The sequence below is a fragment of the Bradyrhizobium sp. A5 genome (assembly GCF_042076515.1).
In the GTDB taxonomy this organism is placed as follows: domain Bacteria; phylum Pseudomonadota; class Alphaproteobacteria; order Rhizobiales; family Xanthobacteraceae; genus Bradyrhizobium; species Bradyrhizobium cosmicum.
In genome coordinates this window covers 28,143-40,099 of sequence record NZ_CP148990.1, presented here as the reverse complement: position 1 = coordinate 40,099, position 11,957 = coordinate 28,143, and the positions used below count along the sequence as shown (strand labels likewise).

General features: G+C 65.2%; 13 protein-coding genes. 4 read left to right on the top strand and 9 right to left on the bottom strand.

All coding sequences use genetic code 11. The features are described from left to right. Positions 1-534 (top strand): DUF2244 domain-containing protein, encoded by a 534-nt coding sequence (locus tag WHZ77_RS00215; RefSeq protein ID WP_375311854.1) that lies wholly within the window; start codon positions 1-3, stop codon positions 532-534. A 54-nt stretch (positions 535-588) separates the two neighbouring features. Beyond that, positions 589-1,485: a bifunctional helix-turn-helix domain-containing protein/methylated-DNA--[protein]-cysteine S-methyltransferase gene (locus WHZ77_RS00210; RefSeq protein WP_143842614.1), complete on the top strand. Its 897-nt coding sequence runs from the start codon at positions 589-591 to the stop codon at positions 1,483-1,485. 122 nt (positions 1,486-1,607) lie between these two features. Here WHZ77_RS00210 and WHZ77_RS00205 read toward each other — a convergent pair whose 3' ends face one another. The 8 genes from WHZ77_RS00205 to dnaK form a co-directional block, all read right to left on the bottom strand. Further along, positions 1,608-2,231 carry a 2,3-bisphosphoglycerate-dependent phosphoglycerate mutase gene (locus WHZ77_RS00205; RefSeq protein ID WP_375311853.1) on the bottom strand — a complete coding sequence of 208 codons (624 nt, stop codon included), beginning with the start codon at positions 2,229-2,231 and terminating at the stop codon, positions 1,608-1,610. A 25-nt stretch (positions 2,232-2,256) separates the two neighbouring features. Then, positions 2,257-3,072, bottom strand: a complete 816-nt coding sequence (dapB, locus tag WHZ77_RS00200; RefSeq protein WP_375311852.1) for a 4-hydroxy-tetrahydrodipicolinate reductase — start codon at positions 3,070-3,072, stop codon at positions 2,257-2,259. A gap of 250 nt (positions 3,073-3,322) precedes the next feature. Beyond that, positions 3,323-3,634 (bottom strand): DUF1330 domain-containing protein, encoded by a 312-nt coding sequence (locus tag WHZ77_RS00195; RefSeq protein WP_375311851.1) that lies wholly within the window; start codon positions 3,632-3,634, stop codon positions 3,323-3,325. A 23-nt stretch (positions 3,635-3,657) separates the two neighbouring features. Continuing rightward, complete coding sequence (pyrF, locus tag WHZ77_RS00190; RefSeq protein WP_375311850.1) at positions 3,658-4,368, bottom strand: orotidine-5'-phosphate decarboxylase; 711 nt, start codon at positions 4,366-4,368, stop codon at positions 3,658-3,660. Positions 4,369-4,374: 6 nt separating this feature from the next. Beyond that, a complete protein-coding gene (locus WHZ77_RS00185) occupies positions 4,375-4,953 on the bottom strand; it encodes an NADPH-dependent FMN reductase (protein WP_375311849.1) in 579 nt (192 codons plus the stop codon). A 57-nt stretch (positions 4,954-5,010) separates the two neighbouring features. Further along, positions 5,011-5,610 (bottom strand): class I SAM-dependent methyltransferase, encoded by a 600-nt coding sequence (locus WHZ77_RS00180; RefSeq protein WP_375311848.1) that lies wholly within the window; start codon positions 5,608-5,610, stop codon positions 5,011-5,013. 88 nt (positions 5,611-5,698) lie between these two features. Further along, positions 5,699-6,826, bottom strand: coding sequence for a molecular chaperone DnaJ (gene dnaJ, locus WHZ77_RS00175; RefSeq protein WP_375311847.1), 1,128 nt, complete (start codon positions 6,824-6,826; stop codon positions 5,699-5,701). 275 nt (positions 6,827-7,101) lie between these two features. Beyond that, a complete protein-coding gene (dnaK, locus tag WHZ77_RS00170) occupies positions 7,102-9,003 on the bottom strand; it encodes a molecular chaperone DnaK (RefSeq protein ID WP_375311846.1) in 1,902 nt (633 codons plus the stop codon). A 398-nt stretch (positions 9,004-9,401) separates the two neighbouring features. Here dnaK and WHZ77_RS00165 point away from each other — a divergent pair, with 398 nt between their 5' ends. Continuing rightward, positions 9,402-10,343: a hypothetical protein gene (locus WHZ77_RS00165; RefSeq protein WP_375311845.1), complete on the top strand. Its 942-nt coding sequence runs from the start codon at positions 9,402-9,404 to the stop codon at positions 10,341-10,343. A gap of 143 nt (positions 10,344-10,486) precedes the next feature. Continuing rightward, a complete protein-coding gene (gene pncA / locus WHZ77_RS00160) occupies positions 10,487-11,209 on the top strand; it encodes a bifunctional nicotinamidase/pyrazinamidase (protein ID WP_375311844.1) in 723 nt (240 codons plus the stop codon). Positions 11,210-11,282: 73 nt separating this feature from the next. On the opposite strand, the gene grpE is transcribed toward pncA, so the two are convergent. Further along, complete coding sequence (gene grpE, locus WHZ77_RS00155; protein WP_375311843.1) at positions 11,283-11,900, bottom strand: nucleotide exchange factor GrpE; 618 nt, start codon at positions 11,898-11,900, stop codon at positions 11,283-11,285. Positions 11,901-11,957: the final 57 nt, after the last annotated feature.

Here is an 11,957-nt window from a genome sequence, read left to right as displayed (position 1 = left end):
ATGAACACAGGCAACGAAATTGAGCGCGAGAGTTCTGGAGATCAGCGCGAACCGCAGATCTTTTCCGCGCGGCTGACGCCGCACCGCTCGCTGAACCGCACTGGCTTCCTCGCCGTGATGCTGTTCCTGAGCGCGGTCAGCTTCGTCACCGGCCTGGTCTTCCTGATGATGGGCGCCTGGCCCGTGTTCGGCTTCTTCGGCCTCGACGTGCTGGTGATCTGGTGGGCCTTCAAGGTCAATTTCCGCGCCGCACGTGCGAGCGAGGAGATCGTGGTCACGCCGTCAGAACTGCGGGTGCGGCGGGTCAGTCACCGCGGCCAGGTCGTCGAATGGGCGTTCAATCCGCTCTGGGTCCGGCTCGACATGGAGGTCGACGAGGATTTTGGCATCGAGCATCTCTATCTGATCTCCCGCGGCCGCCGGCTCCGCATCGCCGGCTTTTTGGGACCGCAGGAAAAGGCAAGTTTCTACAATGGCTTGGTTGAAGCGCTCAATGCCGCCAAACGAGGCCCGACCTACAACCCGGTGACCTGATCCGGGTCGGAAATCGGGTGGTTTCCAATCGCCCCCTCTCCTACATTCCCGGCCATGATGACACTCGCCATACATGACCAGCGCCTGGCCAAGCCGGGTCCCCAGAACGCCGCGCTGCGCGACTATGATTCCGTACGCCGGGCGATCGCCTTCATCTCGGAGAAGTGGCGCGCGCAGCCGACCATCGAGGCGATGGCGGATGCCGCCGGCGTGACACCGGATGAGCTGCACCATCTGTTCCGCCGCTGGGCCTCGATCACACCGAAGGCCTTCATGCAGGCGCTGACGCTCGACCATGCCAAGGGCCTGCTCAGGGACTCCGCGAGCATCCTCGACGCGGCGCTCGACTCAGGGCTTTCGGGGCCGGGACGCCTGCACGATCTCTTCGTCACCCATGAGGCGATGTCGCCGGGCGAATGGAAGAACGGCGGCGCGGGATTGACGCTGCGCTACGGCTTCCATCCCTCCCCCTTCGGCACGGCGATCGTGATCGCGACCGATCGCGGCCTGTCGGGCCTCGCCTTCGCCGATCCCGGTGAAGAGAAGGCCTCGCTCGCCGACATGACCCGGCGTTGGCCGAAAGCCACTTACGTCGAGGACCATGAAGGCACCGCGCCGCTCGCGCAGCGCATCTTCGATACGAAATTGTGGCGGCCGGACCAGCCGCTGCGCGTGGTGATGATCGGCACCGATTTCGAGGTGCGGGTGTGGGAGACGCTGCTGAAGATCCCGATGGGCCGCGCGGTGTCCTATTCCGACATCGCCTGCAACATCAACAGCCCGAAGGCCTCACGCGCCGTCGGTGCCGCGGTCGGCAAGAATCCGGTGTCGTTCGTCGTGCCCTGCCACCGCGCACTCGGCAAGAGCGGCACGCTCACCGGCTATCACTGGGGCATCACAAGGAAGCAGGCGATGCTGGGCTGGGAGGCCGGGCAGCTGGGAATGCAGTAGGTCAGGTGCCGTAGGGTGGGCAAAGGCGCATCGCGCCGTGCCCACCATTCTTCCGCGATCGCTGACACATGGTGGGCACGCTGCGCTTTGCCCACCCTACGATTCGGTGCGCCCGGCGAAGTTTATCCCGCCAGATCCAGCTTCGACGCCACCGTCGAATCCGCATTGAGCCGGTAGATGATCGGCACGCCGGTGGCGAGCTCGCGCTTCAGGATGCCTTCGGGCGAGAGCTTTTCCAGCACCATGATCAGCGCACGCAACGAATTGCCGTGGGCGGCGACCAGCGTGCGCTTGCCGTTGAGAACGCCGGGCAGAATCTCCTGCACATAATAGGGCAGCGTGCGCGCGAGCGTGTCCTTCAGGCTCTCGCCGCCGGGCGGCGGCACGTCGTAGGAACGGCGCCAGATCAGCACCTGGTCCTCGCCCCATTTCTTGCGCGCGTCGTCCTTGTTGAGGCCGGAGAGATCGCCGTAGTCGCGCTCGTTCAGCGCAAGGTTCTTCGTGGTCGGCAAGCCTTTCTGGCCGAGCTCGCCGAGGATGAGATCGAGCGTGTGCTGCGCGCGCAGCAGAACCGAAGTGTAGGCGACGTCGAACACGAGGCCCTGCGCCTTCAACTTGCGGCCGGCTTCAGTGGCTTCCTTGACACCGAGTTCGGTGAGGTCGGGGTCCTTCCAACCGGTGAACAGGTTCTTCAGATTCCATTCGCTCTGGCCGTGGCGCACGAGCACGAGGAGACGTTCACTCATTGACTGTTTCCGTTTCTTGCTTCGTTCAAAGATCAGCGAGGCCGAGCACGTCGGCCATGGAGTAGTGCCCCGGCTTCTTGCCATGCGCCCATAGCGCCGCCTTCAGCGCGCCGTGCGCGAACAGCATGCGGTCTTCGGCGAGATGCGACAGCGTCAGCCGCTCGAACGGGCCGAGGAAGGTCACGCTGTGCTCACCGGCGACGGTGCCGCCGCGCAAGGAGGCAAAGCCGATCGCGCCTGGCTTGCGCGCACCGGTGATGCCGTCGCGGCCGCGTTCCGCATTGTCCTCGAGCGAGATGCCGCGGCCGCTAGCTGCCGCCTGGCCCAGCATCAGCGCGGTGCCGGAGGGCGCGTCGACCTTCATGCGGTGATGCGTTTCGACGATTTCGATATCGAAGCTCTCGTCGAGCGCCTTGGCGACGCGCTTGACCACGGCGGCGAGCAGATTGACGCCGAGGCTCATATTGCCGGACTGGACCACGACCGCGCGATTGGTGACGCTCTTGATCACGGCGTTGTCGGAGGCCGACAGGCCGGTGGTGCCGATGACGTGGACGATGCCGCGCTCGGCCGCGATCGCGACATTGGCGATGGTCGCGGCCGGCACGGTGAAATCGAGGATGCCGTCGGCGTCCTTCGACATCGCCCAGAGATCGGCGGAGAGCTTGATGCCGTTGGCCGGGAGCCCCGCGAGCACGCCGGCATCCTTGCCGAGCAGCTCCGAGCCCGGAGCCTCCAGGGCACCGGCCAGCACCGCGCCCTTGGTATCGGCGATCGCCCGCGTCAGCGCGCGGCCCATCCGGCCGCCGGCTCCAGCAACAATCAAGCGCATGTCGGACATGGTGCGATCCTCTTCGGGGCCGTTTTAACGGGGGGATGCAGTTCCGGCAACCGAGGCCGCGACGCATGCTCAAACCCTCCCCTGGAGGGGGAGGGTCGATCGCGCGCAGCGCGAGCGGGGTGGGGTGACGGTCTCTCCGCCACGAACAGTGCCCGAGTGGAGAGATCAGCCCACCCCGTCACGCAATCTCGCTTCGCTCGATCACGTGGCGACCCTCCCCCTCCAGGAGAGAGTCAGAGGAGATCGCGCCTCAGCCGTCCGACGGCTGCGGGCCGTCATAGCCCTCGATGATGATGAGGTCGGCGATCGAGTGCGGCTGGCGCACCTTGATGTTGGCCTGGTATTCCGGCGAATTGTAGCAGGCGATCGCGGTCTCGTAGTCCGGGAATTCGATCACGACGTTACGGGTGCGGCTGGCGCCTTCGACGGTGGTGAACTTGCCGGCGCGGACGACGAAGCGGGCGCCCCATTTCTTGAAGATCGCACCGTTGGCGACGGCATAGGGCTTGTAGCCCTCGTCGCTGCTCACATCGACGCGTCCGATCCAGTAGCCCTTTGCCATTGTCCTTCTCCCTTGTTGGTTGGTCAGCCGAGCGCCTGGGCGATCTCGGCCTGGATGGCGTCTGCGACCGCCCTCGGGTCTGCGGCTTCCACCACCGGCCGTCCGACGACGAGATAATCCGCGCCCGCGCTGATCGCGCGGCCCGGCGTCATGATCCGCTTCTGGTCGCCGCTCGCCGCGCCCGCCGGACGGATGCCGGGCGTGACGAGGTTCAACTGATGACCGACGATCTTGCGAAGGCTGCCGACCTCCTCGGGCGAGCAGACGAGGCCATCCACGCCGAGCACCTGTGCCTGCTGCGCGCGCGCTTCGACGAGCTCGGAGACGCCGAGCCGATAGCCGGCCGCATGCAGATCATCGTCATTGTAGGAGGTCAGCACCGTGACGGCGAGGATCTTCAGGCTCGCGCTGCCGCGGCCTTCGACGGCGCCCTTCATGGTCTGCGGATAAGCGTGCACGGTGAGGCAGGTCGCCCCCAGCCTGGTGATGCTCTCGACGCCTTGCGCCACGGTGTTGCCGATGTCGTGCAGCTTGAGGTCGAGAAAGACCTTCTTGCCCTTGTCGGCGAGCCTGGCAACGAGCGGCAAGCCGCCGGCATAAGCGAGGCGGTAGCCGATCTTGTAGAAGGTGACGCTGTCGCCGAGGCTTGCGATCATCGCTTCGGCGGCATCGACGCTTGGCAAATCGAGCGCGACGATCAGACGGTCTTTCGGGGCGATCTCGGCTGGCGTCATGTCACCTCACATCATGCGTTGGGAAATGTCGATCAGCTGCGCAACCAGTTCCTTTAACGCGGCGATATCGCCCTCGTTCTTCAACCTGTCCATATCGTCATAGGCCTGATCGGCAAAAGCGAGCGTGAACTGGCTGGGGATCACGTTGGCGTGGCAGGAGGTCAGGATCAGGCGCAGCGCCTGGAGCGCGCGGGCGGCACCGAGCCGGCTCTGCGAGGCGCCGGCGAGCGCGAAGGCGCGGTTGCGGAAGACTTCGCCGCGCGTCTCGTGCGGATCCTGCACGCGGCTGACCCAGTCGATCGCGTTCTTCAGCAGCGGCGGCACCGATGCGTTGTATTCGGGCGAGACGAACAGCACGCCATGATGCGTGCCGATCATGCGCTTGAGATTGATCGCGTGCTTGGGCACGCCGGACCTGGCCTGGAGATCGCCGTCGTAGATCGGCAGCGGAAAATCGGCGAGCGAGATGCGGGTGACGTCGACGCCGGCCCGGGCAAATTCATAGGCGGCAACCGCTGCCAGCTTCGCATTGTGCGAGCCGGTGCGCAGCGAGCCGGGAATGACCAGGATTTTGGGTGCGGACATCCGCTTCCATGCGTTCGGCGAAACGAGCCCGCCGCGCAAGGGAGAATGCCGACGGAATTAGTCCTTGCGATACACCCAGACGCGCGCCGGCGGAAGGTTCATCCAGATCCGTTCCGAGGCCTCTGTGGACACGCCGGGCAGCGATTTCGGGATCGGCGGCACCACCGCGTAGGTGAACTGCACGAAGGGCGCCCCGGGCGCGAGCGCCGTGAAGGCGTCGCGGATCAGCCGCAGCCGCGTTAGCATCGGCTTTGTGACGAGCGGAAGGCCCGAGACGACGGCGGAGGCCGGCGCACCCAAGACGTTCCAGAGCGTGTCGCGCAGGCGATAGGCATCACCCTGCACCACCTTGGCCTGCGGATAGCGGTCGCGCAGCAGGGCGCAGAAGCCGGGATTGTATTCGACGAGGACGAGGCGCTTCTGGTCGATGCCGCGCTCGACCAGGGCCGAAGTGATGGCGCCGGTGCCGGGCCCGAGCTCGACCACAGGAGCGTCCGAGTCGACATCGACGTAATGCGCCATGGTCCGGGCCAAAAGCTTGCCCGAAGGCATCACCGCACCCATGTGCAGCGGCTTTTCGATCCACGACCTCAGAAAGCGCACCTCGTCGTCAAGACGAGGCTTCTTCAACGCACGCGCGGACGATGGCAATGGCATGTCTGGACCGGACGGGACCGCAGGAACGCGGCGTGTCAGAAAATAGTCATAAACAGGTATAGGCCGAAGGCGATACGGTCAAGACGAGTCAGCTCGCCCGATTGCTGAAGAGATCCTTGACCTTGGCGAAGAAGCCGACGGATTCGGGCTGGGTATTGCCGGAGGAGAGCTTTTCGAACTCGGCCAGCAATTCCTGCTGTTTCTTGGTGAGATTCTGCGGGGTCTCGACCGCGACCTGGACGTACATGTCACCGGTCTGGCGCGAGCGCAGCACCGGCATGCCTTTTGATGCAATGCGAAATCGGCGGCCCGTCTGGGTTCCGGCCGGCACTTTCACCTTGGTCTTGCCCTTGTCGATGGTCGGCACCTCGAATTCGCCGCCGAGCGCGGCCGTCACCATCGAGATCGGCACACGGCAATGCAAATCCGCGCCGTCGCGCTGGAAGAGCTGGTGCTGGGCCAGCGACAGGAAGATGTAGAGATCGCCGGGCGGACCGCCACGGACTCCCGCCTCGCCCTCGCCGGCGAGCCTGATCCTCGTGCCGTCCTCGACGCCCTGTGGAATGTTCACCGACAACGTCCGCTCGCGGGTGACCCGCCCCTGGCCCGAGCAGGACGGGCAGGCGTCCTCGATCATCTGGCCGCGGCCCTGGCAGCCGGGGCAGGTGCGCTCGAGCGTGAAGAAGCCCTGCGACTGCCGCACGCGGCCGGCGCCGCCGCAGGTCGAGCAGGTCTTCGGCTTGGTGCCGGCCTTGGCGCCGGTGCCCGAGCAGGGCTCGCAGGTGACCGAGACCGGGATCTCGATCTGCGCGGTCTTGCCGCCGAAAGCTTCCTCGAGCGTGATTTCCATATTGTAGCGCAGATCGGCGCCGCGCTCGCGGCCGCCGCGGCCGCGCTGTCCGGCCATGCCGAACAGATCCTCGAAAATGTCGGAGAAGGAAGAGGCGAAGCCGGCGCCGAAACCGGGACCGCCGCCGGGGCCGCCCTGCTCGAAGGCCGCGTGACCGAAACGGTCATAGGCGGCGCGCTTGTCCTTGTCTTTCAGGACCTCGTAGGCCTCGTTGATTTCCTTGAACTTGACCTCGCTGGTGTCGTCCCCGGGATTGCGGTCGGGGTGAAACTTCATCGCAAGCTTGCGGAAGGACGATTTCAGCACGGAATCGTCGGCAGAGCGTTCGACTTCGAGGGTTTCGTAATAGCAGCGCTTGGTGGACATGTCGGACCCGGTCTATCCAATCGCGATTCAAGTCGGAGCGAAACAGCGTCGCCGCGCGACGATACAGGCAGCCTTGATATAGGCGGCGCTGCGCGTTGCGGCAGAGGGCTGCCTCGCGGCGTTGAGCATAACGGCTGGGAATTGGTCGATCGTAACGGGGCCGATCGCGACAGAGCCTTGCCCCGTTGAGCCCGACACGACGGCCTCCCCCGCGAGGGGGGAGGCCGGTGAAGCGTGTTGGGTCCAAGCCGTCCGCATCATCACCCTCTTGGGGATCAGGCGGACTTCTTGTTGTTCTTGTCGTCGTCGACTTCGGTGAATTCCGCATCGACGACGTCGTCCTTGGCCGCATCCTTCTTGGCGTCGGCCTCGGCCTGCTGCGTGTACATGGCCTCGCCGAGCTTCATCGAAGCCTGGGCCAGCGTCTGGGTCTTAGCCTTGATCGCCTCGGCATCGTCGCCCTTCAGCGCTTCCTTGAGGTCGCTGACGGCATCCTCGATGGCGCGGCGTTCGGTCTCGGCGACCTTCGAACCATGCTCGGCCAGCGCCTTCTCAGTGGAGTGCACCAGCGCGTCCGCATGGTTCTTGGCATCGACCGCCTCGCGGCGCTGCTTGTCGGCCGCGGCGTTGGCCTCGGCGTCCTTGACCATCTTGTCGATGTCGGCTTCCGACAGACCGCCGGAGGCCTGGATGCGGATCTGCTGCTCCTTGGCCGTGGCCTTGTCCTTGGCCGAGACGTTGACGATGCCGTTGGCGTCGATGTCGAAGGTCACCTCGATCTGCGGCATGCCGCGCGGAGCCGGCGGAATGCCCATCAGGTCGAACTGGCCGAGGATCTTGTTGTCGGCCGCCATTTCACGCTCGCCCTGGAAGACGCGGATGGTGACCGCGTTCTGGTTGTCCTCGGCGGTCGAGAACACCTGACTCTTCTTGGTCGGGATCGTGGTGTTGCGGTCGATGATGCGGGTGAACACGCCGCCCAGCGTCTCGATGCCCAGCGACAGCGGGGTCACGTCGAGCAGCAGCACGTCCTTGACGTCGCCCTGGAGCACGCCGGCCTGGATCGCGGCGCCGATCGCCACGACTTCGTCCGGGTTGACGCCCTTGTGCGGCTCCTTGCCGAACAGCTGCTTCACGACTTCCTGGACCTTCGGCATGCGCGACATGCCGCCGACCAGAACCACTTCGCCGATCTCGGCTGCGGTCAGGCCCGCGTCCTTCAGCGCCTTGCGGCAGGGCTCGACGGTCCTCTGGACGAGATCGTCGACCAGCGCCTCGAACTTGGCGCGGGTGAGCTTCATGGTCAGATGCTTCGGACCGGTCTGGTCCGCGGTGATGAAGGGCAGGTTGATCTCGGTCTGCGTCGTCGACGACAGCTCGATCTTGGCCTTTTCAGCGGCTTCCTTCAGGCGCTGCAACGCGAGCTTGTCGTTGCGCAGGTTGATGCCCTGCTCCTTCTGGAACTCGTCGGCGAGGTAGCCGACCAGGCGCATGTCGAAATCTTCGCCGCCGAGGAAGGTGTCGCCGTTGGTCGACTTCACCTCGAACACGCCGTCGCCGATTTCGAGAATCGAGATATCGAACGTGCCGCCGCCGAGGTCGTACACCGCGATCGTGCCGGTCTTGGTCTTGTCCAGACCATAGGCCAGCGCCGCCGCGGTCGGCTCGTTGATGATGCGCAGCACTTCAAGGCCCGCGATCTTGCCGGCGTCCTTGGTCGCCTGACGCTGGGCGTCGTTGAAATAGGCGGGAACGGTGATGACGGCCTGATCGACCTTCTGGCCGAGATGGGCTTCCGCGGTCTCCTTCATCTTCTGCAGGATGAAGGCGGAGACCTGCGAGGGCGAGTAGGTCTGGCCGTCGGCCTCAACCCAGGCGTCGCCGTTGGAAGCCTTCACGATCTTGTACGGGACGAGCTTCTTGTCCTTCTCGACCATCGGGTCGTCGTAGCGGCGGCCGATGAGGCGCTTCACTGCGAAGAAGGTGCGCTCGGGATTGGTGACGGCCTGGCGTTTGGCAGGCTGGCCGACGAGGCGCTCACCGTCGTCCGTGACGGCGACGATCGAAGGCGTCGTGCGCATGCCTTCGGAATTCTCGATGACTTTGGCGTTCTTGCCATCCATTACGGCGACGCACGAATTCGTGGTGCCGAGGTCGATCCCAATGACCTTTCCCATGGTCCTGATATCCTTCTTTTTGCGGCAGGTTGGCTGGGCCCAGAAGGCACCCGAACCGCAACCCCCTAAGATCAAACATTCGCGATATTGCGATGGTTGACGCTCATATAGGAGGGGGGGAGGGGCCCGCAAGGACCGAACGCAAGTTTCGGCCGTGAAAACATTGGGTTTTGGAAGATCATATCCGGGCTCGACCGCACTTGCGGGTGAGGAATTATTAACAGGTCCGGGCGATCCGCCGGCCCGCGCCACCGTGATCCGCCCCACCCTGTTACGGCCAGGCCAAACCCGCTAAAAGGCGAACCGGCCGGACAGCCGCCATCCAGGCTGCTCCGCGCGACAATGCGGCCCGGTCGCCGACCATCGAACGGCCTCAATGTGAACCAATCAGAGTGCCCATGAAGCTGATCCGCCCCCTCGCCGCGCTCGCCCTCCTCGCCGCCACGGCACTTCCGGCCTTCGCCGCCGACGCCGTTTTCCCGCCCGGCTTGCGCCTCGGCATGGTGCCGCTGGTCGGCCTCAACACGGCAAAGACCTTTCCGGGCTTCGAGAGCGAGGACGGCAACGTCAAGGTCCTGATCACCGAGCTGCCGCCCGCCGCCTATGGTGAGGTCGTCAGCGCCTTCAATTCCAATCCGGCCGGCGCCAATGGCGTCAAGCAGGACAAGGTCGAGACCCCCGCGGGCCTTGCCTATTTCACCACCGAAACCGGCAAGGCCGGCGATACCCCGGTGAAGCGCTATTCGATGATCGTGCCGGGAGCCGGCTTCTCCGGCTATGTCGCGGTGCAGATCCCGGAGAATGCGACCAAAATCTACACCGACGAGGCGGTGCGGCAGATGTTTGCGAGCGCCACCACGCGCAAGCAGGTCTCGGCCGAAGAGCAGATCGGGCTGATGCCGTTCAAGATCACCGATCTCGCCGACTTCAAGGACATCCGCACGCTGGCGCCGGGCTCCAGCATCATCCTGGCCGACGGCGACGAGGCCACAGGCTACGAGTCGAAGCCGTTCATGATCCTCGGCCTGATCGGCGCCACCCCGCAGCAGGCCGATGACCGCGCCCGCTTCGCCCAGGAGGCCGCGCTGCAGATCCCCGGCGTGCGCGAGTCGCGCGTCACCATGTCCGAGCCGATCCGCATCAACGGCCAGCAGGGTTTCGAGACCCGGATCGACGGCATCAGTGGCAAGGACAAGACCCCGGTGACCGTGGTGCAGTGGATTCGCTTCTCGAGCGGCGGCGCCTCGCTGCGCATCATCGCCAGCGCCCCGCGCGACCAGTGGGCCGCCGCCTTCACCCGCTTCCGCACCGTGCGCGACGGGATCCAGCCGAAGGGTTAGCTGCATTCGCAGGCGAAATGCGCTCCCTCCTCCGCCTGCGGGCTCGGTTACTCACCAAATCCGGCTGCATTTTCGGGCTTCTGTTCGTATACGAACGGAACTAGGCTTCCCTCCCGTTGGATCATCCTGGAGGGAGGCGAACGATGCTGGATCGGCGACAAATCCTCACGGCACTTGGGACGACGGCCTTGGTAGCCCTCGCACCAACCGCGCTGCTTGCGGCCGCCACGATCAGGCCGGACGATACCTCCGCGCTGCTCGTGATCGACGTGCAGAACTGCTTCCTGCCGGGCGGCAGCCTCGCGGTGAAGGAAGGCGAGCAGGTCGTGCCCGTCATCAACAAGATGGCAAAGGCGTTTGCGAACGTGGTGATGACGCAGGACTGGCACACGCCCGGCCACGTCTCGTTTGCGTCAGTCCACTCCGGCAAAAAGCCGTTCGAGACCATCGATCTTCCCTACGGCAAGCAGGTGCTGTGGCCCGACCATTGCGTGCAGGGTACCGACGGCGCGGCGCTGTCGAAGGACCTTGCGATCCCGCATGCCGAGCTCATCATCCGCAAGGGTTTTCACAAGGACGTCGACAGCTACTCAGCCTTCCTCGAAGCCGACGGCAAGACGTCGACGGGACTTGCCGGCTATCTGAAGGGCCGCAAGATCAAGCGTGTCTTCGTCGCGGGCCTTGCGACAGATTTCTGCGTCGCCTGGACCGCGCTCGACGCGCGCAAGGCGGGTTTCGAGGTCTATGTGGTGGAGGATGCCTGCCGCGGCATCGACACGCAGGGCTCTCTCGCCAAAGCCTGGGCCGATATGGCCAAGGCCGGCGTGAAGCGGATTCAGTCTGCGGATATCGCGGCGAGCGCGTAAGCGGCAAAAGGAGTCATTCCGGGGGCGGCTCGAAGAGCCCAACCCGGAATGACGCCAAAGCCTTGAGGCCCGATTAGTTCGGCGCGCCGTTCGACTCGTTGCTGTTGGCCGCAGGCGCCGCCTTCGCGCCGCCCTTGGCGACACCGACCAGAGCCGGACGCAGCACGCGCTCGCCGATGGTGTAGCCGGCCTGCATGACCTGCACGACGGTGCCCGCGGGCACCGACGCATCCGGCACCTCGTACATCGCCTGATGGAAGTTCGGGTCGAACCTCTGGCCCTGCGGATCGAGCTTCCTCACGCCGTGCTTTTCGAGCGCGCTGTGCAGCGATCGCTCGGTGAGCTCGACGCCCTCGATCAGCGCGGTCAGGCCGGGATCGGCCGCGGCACGCGCGTCGGCCGGAACGGCATCGAGCGCGCGCTGCAGATTGTCGGCGATGTCGAGCACGTCGCGGGCAAAGCCGGTGATACCGTAGAGGCGGGCATCGGCGACTTCCTTGGTGGTGCGCTTGCGCAGATTTTCCATCTCAGCCAGCGTCCGCAGCATGCGGTCGCGCGCCTCGGCGGCCTCCTTCTGCAACAGCTCGACCGAACCGGGCTCGGGATCGTCGGGCATGATGTAGGGCTTCGACACCACGGGCTCGCCGGTCGCAGCAGTCGTGTCTTCGGGTTGCCGGTCTCGATCGGTCATCGGCTCTCTTTTCGAATTCGTCGCAGGGAGTTTTCTCGCCCGGATATCGTGCTTCGG